Origin of the sequence: Microbulbifer aestuariivivens, from assembly GCF_039545115.1 — a bacterium.
GTDB classification, from domain to species: Bacteria; Pseudomonadota; Gammaproteobacteria; order Pseudomonadales; family Cellvibrionaceae; genus Microbulbifer; species Microbulbifer aestuariivivens.
Window position 1 is genome coordinate 25,770 of sequence record NZ_BAABRT010000019.1, and the last position, 24,513, is coordinate 50,282.

Consider the following 24,513-nt stretch of genomic DNA (forward strand, 5'->3'; position numbering starts at 1 on the left):
TCGCGGGGCAAACCGTTCAGAGGCGAGCGGCTCCGGTGATGTAGATGTGCCCGTTCAGGCGGGGAAGATCAGCGGTCTGTCGAGGCGCATGGGGATTTCGCTGCCGGGCTCGAAGCGGTATTCGCTGCTGAGCGTGGCGTCGATCGTGCGACCGTTGGGCAGGCGCAAACAGTACAGGGCGCTGTTGCCGAGAAAGCTCTTGGTCACCACCTGCACGCTGACGGCGCAGTCGTGTTCACCGGGCAGCAGATCCTCGCTGCGGGCAAACACTTCCAGCGCAGAGCCCACCTGCAGATTCTGATGCCCGTCATGAGCCGCGCCCCGCTCTCCGACCTGCACCCGGCCCAGCGCCGTCTCCACCCAGCCATCGCCCAGATACTTGCCGCGCAACAGGTTGCCATCGGCGACGATACGGGCCACGGCGCCGTTGGCCGGAGCGCGATACAGGTTCTGCGGCGTGTCCCACTGCTGCAGCTGGCCATGGGCCAGTACACCGAGCTTGTCCCCGGCGACAAAGGCCTCACTGCGGTCGTGGGTCACGATCAGCGCGGCGATACCCTCTTCGCGCAGTATGTGGCGCACTTCTGCGGCGAGGCTGCGGCGCAGCTCGGTATCCAGATTGGAGAAGGGTTCATCCATCAACAGCAGCCGCGGCTTCGGCGCCAGAGCGCGGGCCAGTGCGACCCGCTGCTGCTGGCCACCGGAAAGCTGGTGCGGGTACTGGCTGGCGTAGGGGGTCAGTTGCACCAGTGCCAGCAATTCGCTGACTCTGCCATCCCGTTCGCCCCGGGGCAGGCTGCGCAGGCCAAAGGCGACATTCTGCGCAACGCTCAGGTGGGGGAAGAGGGCGTAATCCTGAAAGACCACGCCGATCTGGCGCTGCTCTGGCGGCACCATCTGGCCGCTGCCACTGAGGATGGATGGGCCGAGGCTGATACTGCCACCGGCAAGCGGCTGGAAGCCGGCGATGGCGTGCAGCAGGGTTGTCTTGCCACAGCCGCTGGGGCCCAGCAGGCAGGCGATCTCCCCCGGCTGCAGGACAAAGGAGACCGATTCGAGAATCAGCTTGTCGCCGTAACGGCATTCGGCATCAGTGACTTTGAGAAGCGGCTGCACAATGGTCCCTGGTAATGGCTGGGGGAGGGATTATCCCTGTTCGCGGCCAGTCGGCAAAGCCTATGGCGGTAGAGGGCGGGTATAGGGCAGGTAGAGAGTTTAGCGGCGAAGCAACCGTACAAAGACCCTGTGTAACCCCGCCGCAGAGCGATGCACCCGGGCATGGCCCGGGTGCATCGCTCACAGGTTGCCGAGCACGTCCACCATGGCGCCGGTGAGCTGGCGCAAATCCTGTTCACTGGTCACAAAGGGTGGCATGGCGTAGACCAGCTTGCCAAACGGGCGCAGCCACACGCCGCGCTCGATCAGGGCTTCCTGCACCTGCATCATATTGACCGGCGCTTGCATCTCCACCACACCGATGGCGCCGAGGGCGCGCACATCGGCGACACCGTCCGCATCCCTGAGCGGCGCCAGCTCTTGCCGCAGCTGGCTTTCGATACGGCTGACCCGTTCCTGCCAGGGGCCGGACAGCAGCAGTTCGATACTGGCATTGGCGACGGCGCAGGCCAGTGGGTTGCCCATAAACGTGGGGCCGTGCATAAAGACGCCCGCTTCGCCGCGACAGATGCCCTCGGCCACTTTATCGGTGCACAGGGTGGCCGCCAGGGTCATGGTGCCGCCGGTCAGCGCTTTGCCCAGGGTGAGAATATCGGGGCTGATAGCGGCGTGTTCACAGGCGAACAGCTTGCCGCTGCGCCCGAAGCCGGTGGCGATTTCATCGGCGATCAGCAGCAGGTCATGCTCGTCGCAGAGCGCGCGCACCCGCTGCAGGTATTGCGGCGAATAGAAGCGCATGCCGCCGGCGCCCTGCACCACGGGTTCGAGAATGATGGCGGCCAGCTGCTCGCGGTTGTCCTCGATCAGCCGGCGCAGTTCCGCCACGTCTTCGTCGCCGCAGGGCTGGTCGAAGGCCGGGCGCGGTGCCGGGGCGAACAGATGCGGGGTGAGGTGGCTGGCAAACAGGTGATGCATGCCGGTGACCGGGTCGCAGGTGGCCATGGCGCCGAAGGTGTCGCCATGGTAGCCGTTGCGCAGGGCCAGCAGGCGGCTTTTCTCTGGGCGGCCCTGGGACTGCCAGTACTGCAGGGCCATCTTGATGGCGACCTCCACCGACACCGAGCCGGAATCCGCGAGGAAAACCCGCTGCAGCGGCGCGGGTGTCAGCTCCACCAGTTTCTTGCTGAGTTCGATCGCCGGCTCGTGGGTGAGACCACCGAACATCACATGGGACATTTTCTCCATCTGCTGCTGCGCGGCCCGGTTCAGCTGCGGCACATTGTATCCGTGCAGCGCGCACCACCAGGAAGACATGCCGTCGATCAGGGCGCGGCCATCCTCAAGATAAAGGCGCACCCCTTCGGCGCGGGCCACCGGGTACACCGGCGGTGGGTCGATCAGCGAGGAGTAGGGGTGCCAGACATGCTGGCGGTCGAATGCTAAATCCATGGTCTGTACTGCAGTCTGCTTCTGGTGCGTGACCCCGGTCTGGCCGGGATTCATTGTTTTATCGGGCTGTTTACAGGCGCTGTTTATCGAGGCTGTTTGTCAGCGCCTGCCAGGATTCTTCCGTTCAATCTGAATGCCGGGCCGTGCCGGCCTGAACTCTGTACGGCGCACAGGTCAGGCGGGCGGGTCAGGCCAGTTCCCGCAGCACCCGCAGCGGCGGCTGGCTCACGGCGCTGCGACAGGCCAGGGTGCCGGCGGTGCCCACCAGCAGTGCGCCCGCCAGCGGCCCGGCGATCCACAGCAGCGGGTGCAGGGTAAAGGGCAGCTCGAAGACCCGCTGTGACAGCACCGCCAGCGTGGTCTCGGCGCCCGCGGCGGCGAGCAGTCCGGCGGCGACACCCAGCAGGCCGAACTCAATCACCAGGCTGTGCAACAGCAGCCGGCGCGGCCCGCCCAGTGTGCGGATTATTGCCGCCTCCTGCAAACGCTCGGCGATACTGGCGCGCACCCCGGCGATCAGCACCAGCACCCCGGCCACCAGCATCAGCGCCATCACCGATTCGATGGCAAGGGAGACCTGGCTGATGGTGTCGCGGATGCGCTCGATAATCTTGTCCAGCTCGATCACCGTCACGCTGGGGAAGGCCCGCACCATGTCATTCACCAGCAGTTTGTCCTCCGCGGGCAGATAAAAGCTGGTGATGTAGGTGGCCGGAAAATCCTCCAGGCTGCCGGGGGCGAACAGCATAAAGAAGTTGGGCCGCATGCTGTTCCAGTCCAGAGTGCGCAGGCTGGTGATGGTGGATTCCACCTCCAGCCCGCCAATGGAAAATTTCAGCCGGTCGCCCAGCTGCAGGTCCAGCCGCTCGGCCAGGTCCGCCTCGATCGACACGCCGTTGTCCGTATCGAGCTGGTCCCACCACTGGCCCTTGACGATGCGGTTGTCGGGGGCGAGGTTCTCCGTCCAGCTCAGGTTCAGTTCGCGGCGCAGCGCCCCGGCCTGCTTCTTGCGCTCTCTGGCGGGGGTGTCGTTGATGGAGATCAGGCGCCCGCGCACCATCGGGTAGAGCTCGGTTGCGGTGAGGTTGTTGTCCGCCAGCAGCGCCTCGACGTCTTCCTTTTCATAGGGGGCGATATTGATCAGGAAGTGGTTGGGGGCATCGTCCGGCAACTGCATGCGCCACTCGTCGATCAGCGCGGTGCGGGCAAACACCATCGCCAGCATGGCCAGCAGGCCGGTGCCGAACGCGGCGATCAGCAGGGTATTGAAGGCCGCGCGGCGCTGCAGGCTGCCCAGCGCGATACGCCAGCTGCCCCCCAGCTTGGCCAGGCGCCCGCGCACCAGCAGGCGGTTGACCAGTGCGCTGCCGCCCACCAGCAGCGCCATGCCGGCGAACAGCGCCAGGGTGATGGGCAGGCTGCCGGACAGCCACCAGATCAGCAGCAGCATGGACGTGGGGCCGAGTACCAGTCCCAGCCACTCGCGCCGGTCCGGGTTGCTCCAGTCCCGCCGCAGGGTCTGCATCGGGTCGGTACGGGCCAGGCGGAACAGGGGCGGCAGGGCAAACCCCAGCGCGCAGGCGAGGCCGGTGACCAGCCCCACCAGCAGGGGACTCCAGCCGCTCGGCGGCGGGTCCACCGGGAAGAAGTCGGCCATCAGGTTGACCGCCTGCGCCTGGATCACGCTGCCCAGCAGCAGGCCGGCGGCGGTGGCGATCAGCGCCAGTGCGGCCAGCTGCCCGAGATAGATGCCCAGCACCTTGCCGCGCCCGGCGCCGAGACTCTTCATCACCGCCACATAGCTGGTGTGGCGAAGGCTGTAGCGCCGCGCGGCAAGGCCCACCGCCACGCTGGCCAGCAACACCGCCAGACTGCCGGCGAGGAACAGGAAGCTTTCGGCCCGGTCGAGGGCGGAGGCGACCCGGGGCTGTCCTTCGCGCAGGTCGATCACCCGCTGGTGCTCGCTCAGGCGGGGTTGCAGCCAGTTGAAATAATCGTCGAGGGCGGCGTCGTCGCCGGCGAACAGGTAGCGGTACTGAACCCGGCTGCCGGGCTGAACCACATTGGTCGCCGCCAGGTCTTGCCGGTGCATCATCACCCGAGCGCCCATGGAAAAGAGGTTGTCGCTGCGATCCGGCTCGTGGTCCAGCAGGCCGGTGACGGTAAAGCTGGATTCGCCGATTTGCAGGCTGTCGCCGGGAGACAGGCCCAGAAGTGGCAGCAGGCGCGGTTCCATCCACACTTCGCCGGGAGCGGGCCCGCTTGGCACCACGCGGGAGGCGGCGTCCGCGCTGGGACGCATTTCCAGGTGCCCGACCAGCGGGTAGCCATCGCTGACCGCCTTGATGGAGGCAAACTGAAACTGCTCGCCGGCGGCGAGCATGGAGGCGAACTGGACTGTCTGGGCCTGTGCCAGCCCGCGCGCGGAGGCCTCTTCGAGCCAGCTCCGCTCCACCGGGCGGCTGCTGCTGACCACCCGCTCGGCGGCGAGAAAGGTCTGCGACTGGATATGCATGGCGCGGGTGAGGCGGTCGCTGAAATGGGCGATGGCGGTCACGCAGGTCACCGCCAGCACCAGGGCGGTGGCGATCAGGGCCAGCTCGCCCCCGCGCCAGTCGCGCAGGAGCAGCTTCAGTGGCAGCAGGGGGTTGGCGGACGGCATCAGGCGGATACCTCCGACAGGCTGTTATTGTCGCCATCCTCCACCGGCGCCACTTCGCCGGCGGCCATGCGCAGGTGCGCCTGGCAGCGCTGGGCGAGGCGCTGTTCATGGGTGACCAGCACCAGCGTGGTGGCGGATTCCGCGTTCAGCTGGAACAGCAGGTCGATAATCTTCTCGCCGTTGGCGGCGTCCAGGCTGCCGGTGGGCTCGTCCGCGAACAGGATGCCGTCGCTGCCGCTGATACTGCAGAAGGCGCGCGCGATGGCGACCCGCTGCTGCTCACCACCGGAGAGCTGGCGCGGGTAGTGATGCAGCCGGTGTTCGAGACCAACACGCACGAGAAATTCCTCCGCGCGGCCGGCGGCGTTGCGCTCGCCGCGCAGCTCGCTGGGCAGCATGACATTTTCCAGCGCGGTCAGGCCGGGCAGCAGCTGGAAGGTCTGGAAAACAAAGCCCACACTTCGCGCCCGCACGGCGGCCCGCTGCTCCTCGTCCATGGCTGTGATCTCCTCGCCGGCGAGCCAGATCTTTCCCTCGCTGGGTTTGTCGAGGCCGGCCAACAGGCCGAGCAGGGTGGACTTGCCGGAGCCGGAGGCGCCGGTGATGGCGAGACTTTCGCCGCGGTTCAGTTGCAGGGAGATATCGTTCAGCAGGGTGAGGGGGCCCTCGTTGGTGGTCACCCGGTGGACCAGGTTATCGGCCCGAAGCATGGCGGTCATCGAAAGTCTTCCTTATTGTCGGCAATTGCGCAAAGCTGTGCGTATACCCGTTTGTACGCGTAGAGCAGTGGAGAGTATGACATGACGACAGATTTTTTCCGGCGCCTGTGCCTTCACTTGGGCCTGTGTTTGTTGCTGCTCGCCCCGCTGGCCGGCGCCCGCGCCGGCACACTGCTGGTGCTGGGGGACAGTATCAGCGCGGCCTATGGCCTGGAGCCGACAGACGGCTGGGTGGAGCTGCTGCAGAACCGCCTGCAGAAGCAGGGCGAGAAGGTGAAGGTGGTCAACGCCAGTGTCAGTGGCGAAACGACTTCCGGCGGTCTGACCCGCCTGCCCAAACTGCTGCAGGAGCACGAGCCGCGCTGGATGATTCTGGAACTGGGCGGCAATGACGGTCTGCGCGGTTACCCGCCGCAGGCCATGCAGCGCAATCTTGAGCGGATGATTCGCCTGGCCCGGGCCGAGGAGGTGGAAGTGCTGCTGCTGGGTATGCGCATGCCGCCCAATTACGGCCGCGCCTATACCGAGGCGTTTGCCGGTGTTTACCCGAAAGTGGCCGAGGCGGAGCAGGTGCCACTGGTGCCATTCTTCCTTGAACCCATCGCCCTGGTGGAGGGGGCCATGCAGACCGATGGCATTCATCCAACGGCGGCGGCGCAGCCAGCGCTGCTGGATCATGTGTGGCCCTGCGTTCAGCGGTTGCTGGCGGATGGGGCGAGCAGCGGGTCGTGTACTCCGTGATCGAAATGCGTACAATCGCCGCCTGATTCCCGGGGCAGAGTCGATCTGAGTAGCCTCATTGCCGGCAGCGCCTGCGCAGCCGGCGTTGCCGCCCCGGACCCTGAGGTCTGTATTCAGAGAAGCACCATGCCCGAACTGGAAAATCGCCGCGAGCGGCTGGAATTCAACAAGCTGCAGAAGCGCCTGCGCCGCAATGTGGGTCGCGCCATCGCCGACTTCAACATGATCGAAGACGGCGACAAGATCATGGTGTGCCTGTCCGGCGGCAAAGACAGCTATGCCATGCTGGATATTCTGCTCAACCTGCAGAAGACGGCGCCGGTCAGCTTTGAGCTGGTGGCGGTGAATATGGACCAGAAGCAGCCGGGCTTCCCGGAACATATTCTGCCGGAATACCTGCAGTCGCTGGGGGTGCCCTATCACATCGTGGAGAAGGACACCTATTCGGTGGTGAAAGAAGTGGTGCCGGAGGGCAAGACTACCTGCGCGCTGTGCTCCCGTCTGCGCCGCGGCACTCTCTATGGTTTCGCCGAGGAGATCGGGGCCACCAAGGTGGCGCTGGGGCATCACAAGGACGATATCGTCGAGACGCTATTTCTGAACATGTTTTACGGTGGCCGCCTGAAGGCGATGCCGCCGAAGCTGCGCGCCGATGACGGCCGCAACATCGTTATTCGCCCGCTGGCCTACTGCCGCGAGTCCGACCTGGTGGAGTTCGCCCAGCAGCGCAATTTCCCCATCATTCCCTGCAACCTGTGCGGCAGTCAGGAAAACCTGCAGCGCCAGGCCATCAAGAAAATGCTGCAGGACTGGGACCGCCAGTTCCCCGGGCGCACCGAGAATATTTTTGCCGCGCTGACAAGGGTATCCCCGTCACAGTTGGCGGACGCGAACCTCTATGATTTTGTCAGCCTTGAGCTGGACCGCGCTAAGCCAGTGGCTGCTGGGCGGGACGAGCACGCCATTGAGCGCCAGGTGAACTCCTGGGTGCCGGAGGCTGATCGGGAGCCGGTTCAGGAACAGCAGACTCCCCTGTATATCGAGGCGCGGAATCTGTAGGGTCGGCACCGCTTACCAGCTGGGCGTAACTCTGCTCGAAATCCCGCTGTGAAGCCGCCGGGCCGTGGTGGAAGTTCTGGTGCCACAGCCTAGCCATGGCCGGCACGTCATCCTCCGCCACCCGGTCGGCGTTGGCGGCCCGGTATATGAGCCAGGCGATGGCGGTGGCATAGCGGAGGTTGGTGGTCAGCTCGCTGTGGGGGTGATCGAGAAAGTCCCGCTGGCTCGCCAGCCCGCGCACCGTGGAGGCCAGCGCCGGATGCTCGATCAGGTACTTGTCCCAGATCTCGCGGTGGGTGTGCGGTTGAATCTGATAGATGCCCAGTCCGTGGCGCCGCCCCTGCTTGAGATGAAAGCCGAGCTGCGATTCCTGCGCGGCGGTGCCCAGCAGCAGGTTTTCCATTCCCGCAGTCCAGGCTTTCAGCTGTTTCAGGGTCGGACGAATGACCAGCAGCCTTAACTCGTCCAGACAAATGCCCATAGTGTTGTCTTACTTTCCGTGTCTATCCCCAATATGTAGTTTGTGGATTGAGTCGGTGCCAGCGAACAGGAATATTTACGCGCAATTAACACAAAAATTCACTGCAGGGCCTATTCTCACCTTCCTGCGGGCCGGATCTGCATAGCTGAACGGGAGTTACCATGTCAGGACAGTGGCTGATCGTCCTCACCTTCGTGGCCTACCTGGCCTTGATCCTGCTGATTGGCGTATACGCCTATCTGCGCACCAGAAATGCCAGTGACTATTTTCTCGGCGGTCGCTCGTTGCCGCCGGCGGTGGCGGCCCTCAGCGCCGGCGCGTCCGACATGAGCGGCTGGCTGTTGCTCGGCCTGCCGGGTGCGGCTTATGCCAGCGGCCTCTCCTCGGGCTGGATCGCGATTGGTCTGTTCAGCGGCATCCTATTGAGCTGGACGGTGATGGCCCGCCGCTTGCGGATCTATACTTTCGAGTTGGACGATGCCCTGACGGTGCCCGCCTACCTGCACCGGCGCTTCAATATGGGTCACCCTTACCTGCGCACCCTGTGCGCTGTCTTTATTCTGCTGTTTTTCCTCTTCTATGTTGCCTCGGGCCTCATCGCCGGCGGCAAGCTGTTCGAGACGGTGTTCGGCTGGGATTACCGCTGGGCGGTGGGCATCGGCGCGGCGGCGGTGATCTCCTACACCCTCTTCGGTGGCTTTCTGGCGGTGTCCTGGACGGATGTTTTTCAGGGACTGTTGATGAGCCTGGCGCTGGTAATGGTGCCGCTGGTGGTGATCATGGATGAGGGCGGCTTTGCCGCCAGCTGGGGCCAGTTGGAGCAGCAGGTGCCGCAGCTGATGCACTGGACGCAGGACAGCAGCGGGCAGGCGCTGGGTGTGGTGGCCATTCTCAGCTCTCTGGCCTGGGGACTCGGTTATTTCGGCCAGCCGCATATTCTGGCGCGCTTTCAGGCGCTGCGCAGTGCCAACGATGTGCCACTGGCCGCGACGGTGGCCGCGGTCTGGTCGCTGGTGGGCTTTCTCGGCGCCATGGCCGTGGGGCTGTTCGGACACCTGGAACTCACGCAGGTGCTGGCGGATGGCGAACGGGTGTTTATGGCGCTGGTGGAAGTGCTGTTCCACCCGCTGGTGGCGGGTGTTCTGCTGGCGGCAATCCTGTCGGCGATTATGAGCACCGCCGATTCCCAGCTGCTGGTCTCCTCGGCGGCGCTTGCGGAGGATATTTACCATGTCTGGTTTGGCCGCAGCACCAGCCCCGAGGCCATGGTGAAAGTCGGGCGCTGGGCGGTGGTTGCCCTGTCGCTGGTGGCGGTCTGGGTGGCCATGGAGCCGGACTCCAATGTGCTCGATGTGGTGGCATACGCCTGGGCCGGCCTCGGTGCGGCCTTTGGCCCGGCGATCCTGATCAGCCTGTTCTGGGCGCGTATGACCGGCGCCGGCGCCATTGCCGGCGTGCTGGTGGGGGGCGTGACGGTGCTGGTATGGAAGCAGCTCGCGGGGGGTATCTTCGATGTCTACGAACTGCTGCCGGGTTTCGTTTTCTCCGCAGCTGCTATCGTTTTAGTGAGTGCAGTGACGAAATGTCCTGCCGAGGTGGAGCAGCGACACCGCGCAATGATGGGCTGAGCTGCGACACCACGCATGGCAGTGCGGGACGCATCGCCACGCCGGGCCGGAAAATCCGGCCTGCGGTAGCCTCAGCCGGGGCCCTGCACCGGCTGAGGGCGAAAAGGATTTCCATCCGCAGGACTAAACGACAACGCGGTTGGAGATACTGAGTGGTAGAAGTTCATCTGGGAGATATCACTCGATTACAGGCCGATGTAATCGTCAACGCGGCCAATCGCCATCTGGCGGGTGGCGGTGGGGTGGATGGCGCTGTGCACCGGGCCGCCGGGCCCGAGCTCTCGCAGGCGTGCCGTGAAATCGGCTGCTGCCCGGTCGGTGAAGTCAGGGCAACGCCGGCTTTTTCCCTGTCGGCAAAGCGTATTTACCACACCGTTGGCCCGGTCTGGCGGGGCGGCAACCTCGGTGAGCCGGAGCTGTTATCCAGCTGTTACCGTCAATGCCTTTCCCTTGCCCGGCGCGAGGGGATGGGCTCCATCGCTTTTCCCGCCATCAGCTGCGGTGTCTACGACTATCCGCCGGAGCTGGCCGTCGAGATCGCGCTCGAGCAGGTTCAGGACCACCTGGACCGGGGCAGCCCACCATTCGAGATTCTTTTCTGTTGCTTTGACGAGGCCATGGCCGTTCTCTACCGGCAGCAACTGGAGCCTCTGGTGCGTCGCTGAAATATGGTTGATTCCTGCGCCGGCCTCCAACATGATTGGTGGCGATACAACAGAAAAAATAACAGCAAAAATAACGCCAATAACATTACAGCAATAAAAAGACGCGAGGATATGAGTATGCGCAGCGCGGAGCAGTGGTTCAGCGAATATGGCGAGAGCCATCAGAATCCCATCAATAAAGCGATTCACTGGATCGCCGTGCCGGTGATCTATGCAACGGTGATCGGCCTGGTGTGGTCCATTCCCCAGCCGGCGTTTATGGCGCAGATCCCCTGGCTCAACTGGGCGGTGGTGGCGCTGGTGCCGGCGCTGATGTTTTATGCCGTGGTGTCTTTCTCTCTGGCGCTGGGGATGGTGGCCCTGAGTGTGGTGTGCCTGTGGGGCTGGTCTGTGCTCGAGCGGCTGGGCTTCAGCGTCTGGCAGATATCGCTGATATTGTTTGTGGTGATGTGGATTTTCCAGTTCATCGGCCACCACGTGGAGGGCAAGAAACCCTCTTTCTTTAAAGACCTGCAGTTCCTGCTGATCGGCCCGGCTTGGGTGATCGGCTTTGTGTACAGAAAACTGGGTATTCGTTACTAACGCTGAAGTGCAGGCCCCGGGCAATATCGCCGGGGCCTGGCCTCCTCGGCCCTCTCACTGCCCTCCTTGGCCCTCTCACTGGCTGCAGTCCCCTCAACGGTTGTAGTGCACCGGCACCTCCAAGGTTTCCTTCACCTGCTCCATCACCACATAGCTGGTGCACTCCTGCACCTCCGGCAGGGTCAGCAGGGTCTCCCCGTAAAACTTCCGGTAGGCGCTCATGTCCGCCACCCGCGCCTTGATCAGGTAATCGAAATTACCGGATACCAGATAGCACTCCTGCACTTCCGGCAGGGCGGCGACGGCGTTGCGAAAATCCTCGAAGGCATCCTGAGCGGAGCGGTTGAGGCGGATCTGCACAAAGACCACCAGTGCGGCATCGAGGAACTCGGGGTTGATCAGGGCCGTATAGCCCTGAATGACGCCGTCGCTCTCAAGGCGACGCACGCGCTCGACGCAGGGGGTGGCGGTGAGACCCACCTGACGGGCCAGTTCGGCATAGCTTGTGCGGCCGTTTTTTTGCAGGACGCGCAGGATATTGCGGTCGATGGTGCTCAGTTCGTTGGCGCGCTTGCGCATGGGGGCTCCAAAAAGTTTGTTCGCTCAAAAAATCAGCATTTCCGGGCCTGTATCAGTGGAATCCACTGGTTAAATCGAAAATCTATCAGAAATCCACTTGTTGGCTGCTCCTATACTAGCCGAAATCACAGAGGCAGGACGGCAAACCGTCGATTAACAGTGCGGGCGTCCTTTATTTTCAGGAGTAGAGAAAATGTTGATTGGTGTACCAAAAGAGATCAAAAACCACGAATACCGCATCGGCCTGACTCCGGCCAGCGTACGCGAGCTGATCAGCCACGGTCACGAAGTGATGGTACAGAAAGACGGTGGTTCCGCCATCGGCTTCAGCGATGAAATGTACGTTGAAGCGGGTGCCCGTATCATCGACACGGCGGAAGAAATCTTCGCCAGCGCCGACATGATCGTCAAGGTCAAAGAGCCGCAGCCGCAGGAATGCGAAATGCTGCGCCCGGGGCAGATTCTCTACACCTACCTGCACCTGGCGCCCGATCCCAAGCAGACCGAGCTGCTGGTGAAGTCCGGTGCCACCTGCATCGCCTACGAAACCGTGACCGACCGCTTTGGCGGACTGCCGCTGCTGGCCCCGATGTCTGAAGTTGCCGGCCGTATGTCCGTGCAGTGCGGGGCCCACCATCTGGAAAAAGCCCAGGGCGGCCTCGGCGTGCTGCTGGGCGGTGTTCCCGGCGTAGCCCCCGCCAAGGTGCTGATCATCGGCGGTGGTGTTGTCGGCACCAACGCTGCCAAGATGGCTCTGGGTATGGGTGCGGACGTGACCATTCTGGACCGCTCCCTGCCGCGCCTGCGTCAGCTGGACGATATCTTCGGCGGCGCCGTGCGCACCGAGTACTCCACCAATGACGCCATCGAGAGCCATGCGCTGGAAGCTGACCTGGTGATCGGTGCGGTTCTGATCCCGGGTGCCGCAGCGCCGAAGCTGCTGACTCGCGACATCATCAGCCGCATGAAGAAAGGCGCGGTTGTTGTGGACGTTGCTATCGACCAGGGCGGCTGCTTCGAGACTTCCAAGGCCACCACCCACGAGAACCCCACCTACGTGGTGGACGGCGTGGTGCACTACTGTGTTGCCAACATGCCCGGCGGTGTTGCCCGTACCTCCACCATGGCTCTGAACAACGCGACCCTGCCGTTCGCGGTTGCCCTGGCCAACAAGGGCGCCAAGCAGGCTCTGCTGGACGACGCCAACCTGCTGGAGGGACTGAACGTCCACGCTGGTATGGTGACTTACCAGGCGGTGGCAGATGTTCTGGGTTACGAGTTCGTCGATCCCAAGCTGGCCCTGCAGAAGTCTGCAGTACAGCAGGATGCAGTGGCCTGAGCCTCTGCCTGAACACATTTGCTTGATTCTCGCTCGTCTTCTTGTTTGAGCGAATTTTCTCCCCGGGGGCGCAGCCTGCGCCCCACTCTGTGAGAACCGGTGGCGGCAGCCACCATTTTAGAGCCGCGTTTTTACGCGGCTTTTTTGTGCCCGCCAGTTGCAGGCTGGTGCCTGTTCAAACCGGCGCAGTTTCATGCCAGTGCCGCGCTCAGGGGTGGGGCTAATTGGGGCAGGGGACGGCGCTAGAGACCGTGGCTCTAGAGCCTATCAGCGGCCGGGGAACAGGCGTCCCAGCAGTACCGGCAGCGCCGTTTCCACCCGCAGGATGCGCGGTCCAAGATGCACACTCTCGAAGCCCTGCTCCTGCAGCTTTTCCACCTCGTAGGCAATAAAACCGCCTTCCGGCCCCACCGCCAGAGTCACCGGTTCGTCGATATCCACCGGGCAGGGGGTGTCTGTCACCGGGTGGGCGACCAGGCGGCGCGAGTTGGCGGCGATCTCGCCGAGTTCATCTTCCACAAAGGGTTTGAAACGCTTGCGGATCTCGATGGTTGGCATCTGCGTATCCACCGCCTGTTCCAGTCCCAGCAGGCACAGCTCGCGCAGTTTTTCCGCTTCCAGCCACGGCGATTGCCAGTAGGACTTTTCCACCCGGTAGGCATTGACCAGATAGATTCTCTTGGCGCCGAGAGTGGTCACATGCTGGATGATGCGTTTGAGCATTTTGGGACGCGGCAGCGCCAGGATCACCGTCAGGGGCAGCGCCGGGGGGGCGGGGTCCAGCAGCTCTACCGCAAGCTGCACCGCATGGTCATCAATGCTGAGTACTTCAGCGCGGCCGATGGCGCCGCCCAGCAGCCCCACTTTGAGGGTGTCGCCGGGCTGCGCCCGGTGCACCTGGCGTATATGCCCGTGGCGACGGCCAGTGAGGGTTGCGCGGGTGGCTTCGGTGAAGTCATCGGGGAACAGGATAATCAGGTTCAAGAGGTGGTTCTCATCTTGCGGCGACGGTCAGCGCAGGCTGGCGGGGGGCTGCGTGGGGGAGCGCTGTCCACCGGCGCTAGCGGGATACGCTGACTTCGGCCCCCTTGCCCAGCCCCTCGTAGGCGCGGACCCGTACAATGCGGCCTTTTTCCTGTTCGGCGGCAATGGTGTTGGCGATGGTGTCGGCAATATACACAGCCAGCTGTTCCACGGTGGTGTCACACTGCACCAGTTCACAGCGGCTGGCGGGCAGGCCCAGGGTGAAGGCTCCCTGACGGGCCTGGTAGGCGAACTCGACTTGCTTCTGCGCTTTGTGCTCAGCGCTGGCCAGCCCCTCAGGGCTGACCAGGTCCTCGCGGGTGCCCAAGTAGATATCCTGCCAGCGCTGCGCCCAGCGGCTTTCCCAGTCCGGGCTGCGTCTGCCATCGATAAAGATTTGTATTCTGGAGCGGTGGCCGTGGGCGATGCGCTGACAGTTGCCGTCGTGCTTTTTCAGCCCGTGGCTGTAGTGGTAGTAGGCATCGTCGATGGCTTCGCAGTCAAAGCGCAGTTGCAGTTTCGCCACATGGCTGGGGAAGGCGGAATCCAGCTGGCCGACACACCAGGCGGCGACGCTCTGCTCGGAGATTTCTTCGACATCCACCAGCGCAAAGGCCTGCTCGGGGCCGCTGACGGTAATCTGTTCACCGTCTTCCAGCTGCCAGGTCAGTGCCAGGGTGTCCCCACTGCGCTGCAGCTCCAGATGCGCTGACTGTAAGGGCACCAGCAGCCGGTGATCCAGCTCGCTGTCCAGCCAGTTGCGCAGGGTTTTCTTGACGATGCCGAAATCGCACACCATACCCTGTTCGTCCAGTGCGCCATCGAGAGCGGCGCTGGCGAGCCAGGTCTCGCCCACCAGACCGCGCTTGTGGTCCAGGTAGCTGAAATCAACATTGATGAGGTTGTCGACAAAAAGGTGCATGAACTGCCTTAGGGGTTGGGTCGGAATCAGGGGGAAAACGCGGGCCTAGTATAACCGCTAACAGGGGTAGAACTCGCGCCTGTGAGTCTCTATAATCCCGGCCTCTTCGATGCTGATCGCCTGTCGATATCGGTCGGAGTCTTAAGAGTCTTAACAGGACCCTGGGGATGCCCCGGGTCGGTGTTTAAGAACTGCAATGGCGGCCCTTCCGGTCCCCTCGCAATGAACAGCTGTGAACCCCGCCAGGCCCGGAAGGGAGCAACGGTAGCAGTGACGTCATGTGCCGAGGGTGTGCTGGTTGGGCTGCCTCCATTTCCGGCCTCGGAAACTCACTTCCTGTGAATCCCACCCGCTGAAATAGCGCCTTGATGAATCCCCGCGCCCTGCGCATCAATCTGTTTTTTCCGGCGTTGAATTGAATTTGCCGGAATTGCCGACTTGCCTTTCGCTGTACTGGGATAGAACCACAGGGATTCCTGTGCCGATGTTTCGCCCGCAGCCGCCTTCGCCCCTCGTTGACGCTTTTCCCTATGCTATAAACGCAATGGCATGCCGTAACCGATTCCGATAAAACCTAAGAGGGAACCGATGAAAAAAATAGCTCTGGCGGTAGTTGCCCCAGTGGTCGCGGCCGCAGTGGTTTTATCCGGCTGTGGCAACGGCAATGGTGATGGCGGCAAGGCTCCCTCTCAGGCGACGAACACCGCCGCCCAGCCCTCCGATAGCGCGCAAAGCGGCGCCGAGCCGACGCCTGCTGATGCGAAGGCATTCCTCGATGACGCCCAGTCCCGTCTGGCCGAGATGGGGCGGGAGCTGAGCCACGCCAGCTGGCTGGCCTCAACCTACATCAATGAGGATTCCCAGTATGTGGAATCCCTCGCCTCCGAGCGTTTCACCTCCCTGGCTGTGGAGCTGGCCAATGAGGCGGCAAAATTCGACGCGCTGCCGCTGGACGATGAGACCCGCCGCCAGCTGACCATGCTGAAGCAGGCGCTGGTTCTGCCGGCACCCAAGGACCCCAAGCAGACCGCCGAGCTGGCGCAGCTGCAGTCCAAACTGCAGGGCATGTATGGCTCCGGCAAGTACTGCACCGGCGAGGGCGACGCGGAAAAGTGCTACAGCCTCACCGAGATGGGCCGCCTGATGGCGGAGAGCCGCGATCCCGAGCTGCTTGAGGAGATATGGACAGGCTGGCGCCAGGTGTCGCCGCCGATGAAGCCGCTGTATCAGCGCCAGGTGGAAATCGCCAACGCCGGTGCGCGGGAGCTGGGGTATGACAACCTCAGTGATATGTGGCGCTCCAAGTACGATATGGCTGCCGATGACTTTTCCGCGGATATGGACGCGCAATGGGAGAAGGTCAAGCCGCTGTACGTGGCGCTGCACTGCCATGTGCGGGCCAAGCTCAACGAGCGCTACGGCGACGAGGTGGTGCCGCCCAAGGGCAAGATTCCCGCGCACCTGCTCGGCAATATGTGGGCGCAGGAGTGGGGCAATATTTATGACGTGGTCAAAGACGAAGACATGGAGGCGCCCTATGATCTGGATGCGTTGATCCAGGAGTCGGGCATGAGCGAGCAGGAGATGGTCGAGGTGGGCGAGCGTTTCTTCACTTCCCTCGGGTTCGAGCCGCTGCCGGATACTTTCTGGGAGCGCTCCCAGTTCACCAAGCCCCGCGACCGCGATGTGGTGTGCCATGCCAGCGCCTGGAATATGGATGGCGAGGACGATATTCGTATCAAAATGTGTATCCAGAAAACCGCGGATGACTTTATCACCGTCCACCATGAGCTGGGACACAACTTCTACCAGCGCATTTATAAGGATCAGCCGTTCCTTTACCGCGAGGGCGCCAATGACGGTTTTCACGAGGCGGTGGGCGACGCCGTCGCCCTGTCCATTACGCCGAAATACCTTAAGGAAATCGGCCTGATGGAAGAAGTGCCCGGCAGCGACAAGGATGTGGGTTTCCTGATGCGCCAGGCGCTGGACAAGATTGCCTTCCTGCCCTTCGGCCTTCTGGTGGACAAGTGGCGCTGGCAGGTATTTGACGGAGAGGTGCAGCCGCAGGATTACAACAAAGCCTGGTGGCAGCTGCGGGAGGACTATCAGGGGATTCAGGCCCCGGTAGCGCGCAGCGAAGCGGACTTCGATCCCGGTGCGAAATACCATATCCCCGGAAACACCCCATACGCCCGCTATTTTCTGGCCCGCATACAGCAGTTCCAGTTTCATCGCGCCCTGTGTGAGGCCGCCGGTCACAAGGGCCCGCTGCATCGCTGCTCCATCTACAACAATGACGCCGCCGGCAAGAAGCTGCGCGAAATGCTGGCCATGGGCGCCAGCAAACCCTGGCCTGAAGCCATGCAAGCCATCACCGGACAGCGCGAGCTGGATGCTTCTGCGATCATCGATTACTTCGCGCCGCTGATGGCGTATCTGCAAGAGCAAAACAAAGGGCGCGACTGCGGCTGGGAATAATCATCTTTGGGGGAGTTGGTAGCGCGGAGCACGGCTCGCTCCGCGGCCCCTGTGGCCCCGCAGTGTTTCCGCCGATAAAAAGTTGTTGCGGCTGTTGGCTGCTTTCTTTTGCCGATAGCGTTCCTATCACCTATCACCTATCACCTATCACCTATCACCTATCACCTGTCGCCTCTTTTCCATAGCGGCGGATACTGTCGCCCGTGGCTTTTGTGGCGCTGGTGGATCTAATGGTCCCAGGGTGGCCGCGCCGTATTCACTGGCAGTAGGCTGCCAAGCTAAACTTGGCAAAGCCCTAACAAAAATTCCTGGTTTCAAGCCCTGCTTCAAAACCCCAGCCTTGATGCTCACCGCTTGCGTTGTTCGGTGAGGGGCATACAGCAAACGGTGATTATTCGCACGGCCATAGACGGTTTTTAAGAAACGCCCGCCGGAGAAAACAAAAAGGCCGAGCAGCTTGCGCTGCCCGGCCTTTTTGTTTGCCTTGGTTGGGTAGGCTCTGGCGTCTGTGATTAGAAAGTGTAGTTCACAGAAGCGCCAACCAGCCAGGCTTCGAGGTTGGTGGTGCCACCATCGAAATAAGTGGGTACCGGAATTTGACCGAACTCCTTGATGGTTTCGTCGTCGCCCCACAGGTAGGCAAAACCGCCATCAATGCTCAGGTGCTTGTCGAACTTGTAGGTGGCGCCGAAGGTGATCCACTGGCGATCGGTGTCGGGGATCGACAGCGAGCGCCAGGTAACCGGCAGCGCTTCGCCGACCGTGGCCTCTGCCTCTGCGGCTCCCGCAGGGTTCAGGCCATCGCGGGCGGCGCCCTCATCGTAGGCGTAGCCAATGCGCCAGGTGAGCTCCTCGCAGGGGTAATATTCCCCGGCAATGCTGTAGCGGAAGCCGCTCTTGAAGTTCTCTTCCTTCACCAGCAGCGGGTTGAAAGGCTCGTCCTCCACGCCCAGGCGGGCGGAGGGAATGTAAGCTTCCAGACGCTCGAAATCATCCCAGTCGGTCCACATCAGGCCGGCCGCGATGCCCCACTGATCGTTGAAGCGGTGGTAAAAACCCAGCTCGAGTGTATCGGGCAGGTTCAGGCTGACATCGCCCCGGGCATCGTCGAATGGTGGGAATGCTGGTTGCAGAGCTGGAGGCAGTGCGGCCGTCGGCAGGTAGTCGGAAGTGACGTCGCCTTCCAGCTTCGGCTCGATTTCATAGTGGTAGGAGATGCCCAGGCGGGTCTGGTCGTTGATTCTCCACAGTCCGCCAATAGACCAGCTCACATCCCAGTCGTCGGCGTGGTCGTAGTCGAGGATTTTTTTGCGCTGTTCGGAGGCCACCGGGAAGTTGCGCGGCACCATGGTGTTCAGCTTGGCCTTGGCGTAAACGAAGTTGGCGGAAACGCCGACGCTGAACTGGTCGTTGAAATCGTAGGCGACCGAGGGTGCGATGTTGATGGTCAGCAGCTCGGTCTGATCGGCAATATTGGTCACCGGCCAGGAGGAGTCGAAATTGGTTTCCAGGCCGTAAGTGGTGAACATCGCCAGGCCGAGGGACCAGGTCTCGTCGAGCGGCACGGCCAGGTAGGCGTTGGGGATAAAGGCGTCGGTGGCATAGTCGTTCGCTTGGGCGACGGTGTTGAAGTTATTAAAACCGCCATTTCCATCGTCGAAGTAGTAGGTCGTAGTGCCCGCCGCGTCGATTTCCGGGTTGACGTACATGAGGCCGCCGCTGAGGCTGATGCTGTCGAACAGCGCGGAGCCAGCAGGGTTGCGGCCGAGAATCGCGGCGTTGTCACCAATCGTATTCTCTGCTGCATAGGCGCGGCCAAGGCCACTGGTGCTGGATTCCTGAAGGTAGAAACCGGCAGCCATGCTGCCGCTGGAAACGGTGCTGATCGCAACAGCCAATGCTGCGCGGCGCAATAAATTCTGTTTCATGAGGTCCCACTCTGTATTACTGGTGACTTTTGGCCGGGGCGCCCAATGCGGGAGTACCGATGCGCGCATCCGGCAGGAAAGCTTTTTTCAGAGTTCCAAAGTTTCAAAGATTCGAGACTTCAGAAATTTCCAAGCTTTCAACTCTCGCAGGGTGTTCCATGGTGCAAAAAGAAATATTAGCAGCGCGACTCTGTCACGCTACTGCACCGGAGGAAACGGGCGACTTTATAAGGAGAATGAGTCAGAAAATCCATTCCATGACGGATTTTTTTTGGCTTTTTGTCGGAAAATTTGCAGTTGTTCAGCGAGCGCTGATGCTTTTTCCATCGATGGTTAATTCAGTCAAAGCAATTTGGTAGGTTTCGTCATCTTCATTTTGCTGCAGCTTCACCAGTGCATAGTTCCATGCCGGGGCAAACCAGATGTTCGTTTCCCGGCCGTCGTCTTCCCGCACCCGCTGAACCTTGATGGTTTCCACTTCCCCAAGGGGGGTCTGCAGCTTTTCTGTGCCGGCGACGGTAAAGCGGTATTCGCGGATTTTTCTACCGTCCGCCACCAGGTAATGGAGATCCTGCTTGCCGGCGGCAACATCCAGAGCCAGCTGCAGCTGGTAGCTGATTTTGTCCTGGGTTTTTTCCGGCGCGTTTTCCAAGGTGCGCTTGGTGTTGGTCAGGTTGACCACACGCTTGTCCGCCTGTTCAAAGTTGAGCGCAGTGTGCCGCCTGCGGCCGAGGCCGGAGCGGCGGTATTCGTAATGCAGTGGCGAGAGCTGGCCATCCCGATTTTGAAAACGCGAGAATTCATTGATGTCGGCGAAAAAAGAGTCTGCCTGAAAATCCAGCCGCCAGTTATCCGCACTGCCCGAAAGCGAGCGGGTGGCGGTGACCTCAAAGGCGCCGTAGCGGGCCTCGTAAACGGCGCGGAAGGGTTTCAGCTCGGCGGCGCTGACCAGCGGCGCCAGCAGGGGGAGGGAGAGCAAGACGGTGAAAAATGAGACCAGCGAGGCGATTTTGCGAAATGGCACTTTGACCTCCAGTTGTCCGAGCGCGGATGCAACACTTTAGCATCCGGCTGCCGTGCCTGTTGAGGTGTGAAGCGGCGCCGGATGCAAAGCCTGTAAAGCCTCTGACCCCGGCGCGCGGATTTAGTGCGGTGGCAAGTGCGGTGGTTAGCCGGGCAGTTGGCGCGATAGATAATTGTGAGCGCGATAGTAGCTGGCGCGATTCAGGCGCGGCTGTCGATCCGCTGGCCGCAGGGGGGCAGGGGCTGGCCATCCAGCTCGGCGCGTTCGCCATTCATGCGCAGGCGGCCTTCGGCGAACCACTGTACCGCCAGGGGGTAGATGAGGTGTTCCTGCACCTGAACCCGCTGGGCGAGCGTCTCTGCGGAGTCATTGGGTTCGATCGGCACTGTGGCCTGCACAATCGGCGGGCCGCCATCCAGTTCCTCGGTGACAAAATGCACCGTGGCGCCGTGTTCGCGATCGCCGGCCTCGAGGGCGCGCTGGTGGGTGTGCAGGCCCTGATATTTCGGCAGCAGCGAGGGGTGGATATTGAGCAGGCGTCCACTGTAGTGGCGCACGAACCCCGGGGTGAGAATCCGCATGAAGCCGGCCAGCACCACCAGGTCCGGCTGGTACTGGTCAATGGTCTCGATCAGGGCGCTGTCAAAACCCTCCCGGTCGGGATAGTCGCGGTGGTTGATCACCTCGGTGGCGATTCCCGCAGTCTGGGCGCGGGTCAGGCCATAGGCCTCGGCCTTGTTGCTGATCACGGCGCAGACCGCGTAGGGCGAGTTTTCCCCGGCGGCCGAGTCGATGATGGACTGCAGGTTGGTACCGCTGCCGGAAATCAGCACCACCACGCGGCAGCGCTTTTCCTCACTGTGTTCTGACACCCCTGAAATTCCAGATGTCCCAGTCATCAGAGTCCCGCCAGCTCCACGGTCTCGTCACCTTCGGCGGCCGAGTCGATACTGCCGACGATAAACGCCTCTTCACCGAGCTGCTGCAGAGTCTGCAGGGCCTGCTCAGCCTGCTCTGCCGGCACGCAGATCACCATGCCCACACCGCAGTTGAAGGTGCGGTACATCTCGCGGCCATCGATATTGCCGGCCTGCTGCAGCCAGCGGAAAACCGGCGGCATTTCCCAGCTGCTGACATCGATCTTGGCCTTGGCGCCCTCGGGCAGCACCCGTGGCAGGTTCTCCAGCAGACCGCCGCCGGTGATGTGGCTGAGGGCGTTGACCTGGGTGGACTTCATCAGTTCAAGCAGGTTCTTCACATAAATGCGGGTGGGCGCCATCAGCGCTGCGGCCAGAGTTTTGCCGCCCATATCCTGCTGCAGGTCGGCGCCGCTGACTTCCAGTACCTTGCGGATCAGGGAGTAACCGTTGGAGTGGGGGCCGCTGGCGGCGAGGCCGATCAGCTTGTCGCCGGCTTTGACCTTGCTGCCGTCGATAATCTCGGATTTTTCCACCACGCCCACGCAGAAGCCCGCCAGGTCGTAGTCGTCACCTTCGTACATGCCGGGCATCTCGGCGGTCTCGCCGCCGACCAGGGCGCAGCCGGAGAGTTCGCAGCCGCGGCCGATACCGGTGACAACCTGGGCGGCCACATCCACATTGAGCTTGCCGGTGGCATAGTAGTCGAGGAAGAACAGCGGTTCGGCACCTGCCACCACCAGGTCATTGACGCACATGGCCACCAGGTCGATACCAATGGTGTCGTGGATGCCCAGGTCCATGGCGAGGCGCAGTTTGGTGCCGACGCCGTCGGTGCCGGAAACCAGCACCGGCTCGCGGTAGCCGGATGGCAGCTCGCAGAGTGCGCCGAAACCGCCCAGCCCGCCCATGACTTCCGGGCGCTGAGTGCGCTTTGCCACGTGCTTGATACGGTCGACCAGGGCATTGCCTGCGTCGATGTCCACACCGGCATCTTTGTAACTGAGGGACTGGGGTTTGGAATCGCTCATGATTCTTCCTGCAAACTAGGGGGATTCGAGAGGGCGCGTATTCTAGCCCGGAGTCGCGTTTGTAGCCACGCCCTGCGTCGATCTGCCGCTATTTGGCTTTCGTCTCGCGGCGAGCTACCCGGTGACAAAGGTCCCAATGTGCGAACTGGGGGCTGGGAGAAAAGGCCGACACTGATACAATAGCCGCTTGGGGCCCGCCTTACTGCCAGCTCCGGGGGTCTTGTGCTGCCTTTGTGATGATTTCGCTGCAGTGGGCCGTAAGAAATAAGATGTTTGGGAGAGATCCGATGCACAAGCTGCTCCGGCAAGGGCTGGCGACTCATTTGATGGCGCTTCTACTCTGCGCCTGCGCCCTGGCGATGCCCGCCCAGGCCCGAGTGGTTGCGGACCTCTACGAGGTTGTGGAGGCCGTCCCCAGTCGCGGCGCCACGGATCGCGAGGAAGCCGCGCGCCGCGGGCTGGAGCGGGTGTTCGTGCGCGTTACCGGTGAAACTTCGGTGGCCGGTGATCCCCAGCTGGGCGCGGAGCTCGAGCGGGCGCAGCAGTATCTGCAGAGCTACCGCTACGAGGTGGAAGACAACCAGCTCCACCTGCATCTGTCCTATGAGCCACAGGCGATTGCGCAGCAGGTCCAGCGCCTGCAACTGCCTTTGTGGCCCAACAATCGCCCGGCCACACTGGTTTGGCTGGCCGTGGATACACTGCAGAGCGGGCGCAGCGCGCCGAGCCAACAGCAGTCCCCCGAAGTTTACGACGCCCTCGAAGAGATGGCGGTCGAGCGCGGCCTGCCGGTGGATTTCCCGGCCATGGACGAGCTGGACCGCAGCGCCATGCCCCTGGCAAACCTCTGGGCCCAGGATGAACGGGCAGCCGAACGCGCCGGAGTGCGCTATCGCCCGGATGCCACTTTGATGGGACGGGCCCTGGAACTCTCCGCCGGGCGCTGGCAGGCCAACTGGCTGCTGATTCACGGGCGGCGCGCCTATGCCTTCGATGCCCGGGGTGACACCCTGGAAGAGGTGGCGCAGCAGGGTATCGCCGGCGCCGCCGACCTGCTCGCCGAGCGCTACGCGATCCGCGCCGGGGAGGCCGGTCAGCAGAATGCGCTGGTGCTGGAACTCTCCGGTATCAACGAATTTGCCGATTACACCGGCGCCATCGATTACCTGCAGGGCCTGGCGCAGATCAGCAGTGCCGAGCTGCTGTCCGTGGATAACGATCGGCTGCGCTTTTCCATTACCGCCACCGTGGGGCTGGATCGGTTGCGCGACGCGCTGGCTTTGAACCGCAGGCTGAGCGCCAGCGCGGAGGAAGACCTGATCGATCTGACCGGCTACCGCGCCCCTCCCGGCAGCCCGCAAAACCCACTGCGTTACCGCTGGCAGTAAGATGAGCAGCAATCAGGGCGCGCCGCAGCAGTTACCCCTTGGGGTGTCCCTGCGGGACGATGCCACCTTCGACAACTTTTACCTCTCCGGGGAAGATGCCAACCGGCAGGTGGTGACGGCTCTCAAGGATTTCGCCTCCGGGCAGTCGCCGGAGCCGGTGATCTATCTCTGGGGGGAGTCCGGCAGTGGTGTCAGCCACCTGCTCCAGTCTGTCTGCCAGGGCGCCGAGGAAGCCGCCCGCAGCTTCCAGTACCTTCCCCTGAAAGACCTGATGGCCATGGACCCGGCGGTGATGCTGGATGGCCTCGAACAGCTCGAGCTGGTGTGCCTCGATGACCTGCACCTGGTGGAGGGTCATCCCGAGTGGCAGGAGGCGCTGTTCCATCTGTACAACCGGGTGCGCGACAGTGGTGGGCAGTTGCTGCTGGGCGCCCGCAAATCTCCCCGCGGGCTGGACCTGGCCCTGGCCGACCTGCACTCGCGCCTGCAGTGGGGGCTGGTCTTCCAGTTGCAGCCTCTCGGCGACAGCGACAAGCTCGCCGCTCTTCGTCAGCGCAGCCGCCTGCGCGGATTTGACCTGCCCGAAGACGTGGCTCAGTACATCCTGCACCGGGCGCCGCGGGATACCGGGGCGCTGTTTCAGTGCCTGGAGACCCTCGACCGGGCCTCGCTGATGGCCAAGCGCAAGATCACCATTCCCTTCGTCAAGGAAGTGCTCGGCATCTGAGCCCGGCCGGCACTTCGCCGTGCCCAGCTGATCGGCGCGGGTGGTTCATGTT

Annotated in this window: 20 protein-coding genes and 1 other RNA gene; 10 read left to right on the forward strand and 11 right to left on the reverse strand. The window is 62.7% G+C overall.

The window, feature by feature from the left end; translation table 11 throughout:
* Positions 1-54: 54 nt before the first annotated feature.
* The 4 genes from ABEA58_RS11395 to ABEA58_RS11410 all read right to left on the reverse strand — a co-directional run bounded on the left by ABEA58_RS11395 (position 55) and on the right by ABEA58_RS11410 (position 5,946).
* Positions 55-1,116, reverse strand: coding sequence for an ABC transporter ATP-binding protein (locus ABEA58_RS11395; RefSeq protein WP_345551623.1), 1,062 nt, complete (start codon positions 1,114-1,116; stop codon positions 55-57).
* 180 nt (positions 1,117-1,296) lie between these two features.
* Entirely contained in the window at positions 1,297-2,565 is a 1,269-nt protein-coding gene (gene bioA, locus ABEA58_RS11400; protein WP_345551624.1) for an adenosylmethionine--8-amino-7-oxononanoate transaminase, read from the reverse strand.
* 187 nt (positions 2,566-2,752) lie between these two features.
* Positions 2,753-5,227, reverse strand: coding sequence for an ABC transporter permease (locus ABEA58_RS11405; RefSeq protein ID WP_345551626.1), 2,475 nt, complete (start codon positions 5,225-5,227; stop codon positions 2,753-2,755).
* On the reverse strand, positions 5,227-5,946 hold the full coding sequence (locus ABEA58_RS11410; protein ID WP_345551628.1) for an ABC transporter ATP-binding protein: 720 nt from the start codon (positions 5,944-5,946) through the stop codon (positions 5,227-5,229). The genes ABEA58_RS11405 and ABEA58_RS11410 overlap by 1 nt, the downstream gene beginning before the upstream one ends.
* A gap of 81 nt (positions 5,947-6,027) precedes the next feature.
* Between ABEA58_RS11410 and ABEA58_RS11415 the strand changes: the two genes are divergently transcribed.
* The 5 genes from ABEA58_RS11415 (at position 6,028) to ABEA58_RS11435 (ending at position 11,102) form a co-directional block, all read left to right on the forward strand.
* Positions 6,028-6,687 (forward strand): arylesterase, encoded by a 660-nt coding sequence (locus tag ABEA58_RS11415; RefSeq protein WP_345551630.1) that lies wholly within the window; start codon positions 6,028-6,030, stop codon positions 6,685-6,687.
* Positions 6,688-6,813: 126 nt separating this feature from the next.
* Positions 6,814-7,746, forward strand: coding sequence for a tRNA 2-thiocytidine(32) synthetase TtcA (ttcA, locus tag ABEA58_RS11420; RefSeq protein WP_345551632.1), 933 nt, complete (start codon positions 6,814-6,816; stop codon positions 7,744-7,746).
* A 642-nt stretch (positions 7,747-8,388) separates the two neighbouring features.
* Positions 8,389-9,855 (forward strand): sodium/proline symporter PutP, encoded by a 1,467-nt coding sequence (gene putP / locus ABEA58_RS11425; protein ID WP_345551634.1) that lies wholly within the window; start codon positions 8,389-8,391, stop codon positions 9,853-9,855.
* 152 nt (positions 9,856-10,007) lie between these two features.
* Positions 10,008-10,520, forward strand: coding sequence for a macro domain-containing protein (locus ABEA58_RS11430; RefSeq protein ID WP_345551636.1), 513 nt, complete (start codon positions 10,008-10,010; stop codon positions 10,518-10,520).
* Between the two features lie 111 nt (positions 10,521-10,631).
* Entirely contained in the window at positions 10,632-11,102 is a 471-nt protein-coding gene (locus tag ABEA58_RS11435; protein ID WP_345551638.1) for an Mpo1 family 2-hydroxy fatty acid dioxygenase, read from the forward strand.
* A gap of 93 nt (positions 11,103-11,195) precedes the next feature.
* Here the strand turns inward: ABEA58_RS11435 and ABEA58_RS11440 are convergent, their stop codons facing one another.
* Positions 11,196-11,681, reverse strand: a complete 486-nt coding sequence (locus tag ABEA58_RS11440) for an Lrp/AsnC ligand binding domain-containing protein (RefSeq protein WP_345551640.1) — start codon at positions 11,679-11,681, stop codon at positions 11,196-11,198.
* A gap of 193 nt (positions 11,682-11,874) precedes the next feature.
* Between ABEA58_RS11440 and ald the strand changes: the two genes are divergently transcribed.
* Entirely contained in the window at positions 11,875-13,020 is a 1,146-nt protein-coding gene (ald, locus tag ABEA58_RS11445; RefSeq protein ID WP_345551641.1) for an alanine dehydrogenase, read from the forward strand.
* A gap of 267 nt (positions 13,021-13,287) precedes the next feature.
* Here the strand turns inward: ald and ABEA58_RS11450 are convergent, their stop codons facing one another.
* Both ABEA58_RS11450 and ABEA58_RS11455 read right to left on the reverse strand, forming a co-directional pair.
* Positions 13,288-14,004: a 16S rRNA (uracil(1498)-N(3))-methyltransferase gene (locus tag ABEA58_RS11450; RefSeq protein WP_345551643.1), complete on the reverse strand. Its 717-nt coding sequence runs from the start codon at positions 14,002-14,004 to the stop codon at positions 13,288-13,290.
* 76 nt (positions 14,005-14,080) lie between these two features.
* On the reverse strand, positions 14,081-14,965 hold the full coding sequence (locus ABEA58_RS11455) for a 6-carboxytetrahydropterin synthase (protein WP_345551645.1): 885 nt from the start codon (positions 14,963-14,965) through the stop codon (positions 14,081-14,083).
* 206 nt (positions 14,966-15,171) lie between these two features.
* Between ABEA58_RS11455 and ffs the strand changes: the two genes are divergently transcribed.
* Together ffs and ABEA58_RS11465 are read left to right on the forward strand one after the other, a co-directional pair.
* Positions 15,172-15,268, forward strand: an RNA gene (gene ffs, locus ABEA58_RS11460) — signal recognition particle sRNA small type.
* Positions 15,269-15,553: 285 nt separating this feature from the next.
* Positions 15,554-17,446, forward strand: a complete 1,893-nt coding sequence (locus ABEA58_RS11465; RefSeq protein WP_345551647.1) for a M2 family metallopeptidase — start codon at positions 15,554-15,556, stop codon at positions 17,444-17,446.
* A 512-nt stretch (positions 17,447-17,958) separates the two neighbouring features.
* On the opposite strand, the gene ABEA58_RS11470 is transcribed toward ABEA58_RS11465, so the two are convergent.
* From ABEA58_RS11470 to purM, 4 genes are all read right to left on the reverse strand, one after another.
* The gene (locus tag ABEA58_RS11470) at positions 17,959-19,374 is read right to left on the reverse strand and encodes an OmpP1/FadL family transporter (protein WP_345551649.1); all 1,416 of its coding nucleotides are present in this window, start codon (positions 19,372-19,374) and stop codon (positions 17,959-17,961) included.
* Between the two features lie 301 nt (positions 19,375-19,675).
* Positions 19,676-20,398 carry a DUF3108 domain-containing protein gene (locus tag ABEA58_RS11475; protein ID WP_345551650.1) on the reverse strand — a complete coding sequence of 241 codons (723 nt, stop codon included), beginning with the start codon at positions 20,396-20,398 and terminating at the stop codon, positions 19,676-19,678.
* A gap of 200 nt (positions 20,399-20,598) precedes the next feature.
* Entirely contained in the window at positions 20,599-21,270 is a 672-nt protein-coding gene (gene purN / locus ABEA58_RS11480) for a phosphoribosylglycinamide formyltransferase (RefSeq protein WP_345551652.1), read from the reverse strand.
* Positions 21,271-21,296: 26 nt separating this feature from the next.
* Positions 21,297-22,346 (reverse strand): phosphoribosylformylglycinamidine cyclo-ligase, encoded by a 1,050-nt coding sequence (gene purM, locus ABEA58_RS11485; protein WP_345551654.1) that lies wholly within the window; start codon positions 22,344-22,346, stop codon positions 21,297-21,299.
* A 287-nt stretch (positions 22,347-22,633) separates the two neighbouring features.
* On the opposite strand from purM, the gene ABEA58_RS11490 reads away from it, so the two are divergent.
* Complete coding sequence (locus ABEA58_RS11490) at positions 22,634-23,734, forward strand: DUF2066 domain-containing protein (RefSeq protein ID WP_345551656.1); 1,101 nt, start codon at positions 22,634-22,636, stop codon at positions 23,732-23,734.
* 1 nt (position 23,735) lies between these two features.
* Positions 23,736-24,461 (forward strand): DnaA regulatory inactivator Hda, encoded by a 726-nt coding sequence (gene hda / locus ABEA58_RS11495; protein WP_345551658.1) that lies wholly within the window; start codon positions 23,736-23,738, stop codon positions 24,459-24,461.
* Positions 24,462-24,513: the final 52 nt, after the last annotated feature.

Excerpts from the sequence above, each read along its gene's own strand:
- bioA (WP_345551624.1), bottom strand. The coding sequence starts at position 2,565 with ATGGATTTAGCATTCGACCGCCAGCATGTCTGGCACCCCTACTCCTCG.
- ABEA58_RS11405 (WP_345551626.1), bottom strand. The coding sequence starts at position 5,227 with ATGCCGTCCGCCAACCCCCTGCTGCCACTGAAGCTGCTCCTGCGCGAC.
- ABEA58_RS11410 (WP_345551628.1), bottom strand. The coding sequence starts at position 5,946 with ATGACCGCCATGCTTCGGGCCGATAACCTGGTCCACCGGGTGACCACC.
- ABEA58_RS11415 (WP_345551630.1), top strand. The coding sequence starts at position 6,028 with ATGACGACAGATTTTTTCCGGCGCCTGTGCCTTCACTTGGGCCTGTGT.
- ttcA (WP_345551632.1), top strand. The coding sequence starts at position 6,814 with ATGCCCGAACTGGAAAATCGCCGCGAGCGGCTGGAATTCAACAAGCTG.
- putP (WP_345551634.1), top strand. The coding sequence starts at position 8,389 with ATGTCAGGACAGTGGCTGATCGTCCTCACCTTCGTGGCCTACCTGGCC.
- ABEA58_RS11435 (WP_345551638.1), top strand. The coding sequence starts at position 10,632 with ATGAGTATGCGCAGCGCGGAGCAGTGGTTCAGCGAATATGGCGAGAGC.
- ABEA58_RS11440 (WP_345551640.1), bottom strand. The coding sequence starts at position 11,681 with ATGCGCAAGCGCGCCAACGAACTGAGCACCATCGACCGCAATATCCTG.
- ald (WP_345551641.1), top strand. The coding sequence starts at position 11,875 with ATGTTGATTGGTGTACCAAAAGAGATCAAAAACCACGAATACCGCATC.
- ABEA58_RS11455 (WP_345551645.1), bottom strand. The coding sequence starts at position 14,965 with ATGCACCTTTTTGTCGACAACCTCATCAATGTTGATTTCAGCTACCTG.
- ABEA58_RS11465 (WP_345551647.1), top strand. The coding sequence starts at position 15,554 with ATGAAAAAAATAGCTCTGGCGGTAGTTGCCCCAGTGGTCGCGGCCGCA.
- ABEA58_RS11470 (WP_345551649.1), bottom strand. The coding sequence starts at position 19,374 with ATGAAACAGAATTTATTGCGCCGCGCAGCATTGGCTGTTGCGATCAGC.
- purM (WP_345551654.1), bottom strand. The coding sequence starts at position 22,346 with ATGAGCGATTCCAAACCCCAGTCCCTCAGTTACAAAGATGCCGGTGTG.
- ABEA58_RS11490 (WP_345551656.1), top strand. The coding sequence starts at position 22,634 with ATGCACAAGCTGCTCCGGCAAGGGCTGGCGACTCATTTGATGGCGCTT.
- hda (WP_345551658.1), top strand. The coding sequence starts at position 23,736 with ATGAGCAGCAATCAGGGCGCGCCGCAGCAGTTACCCCTTGGGGTGTCC.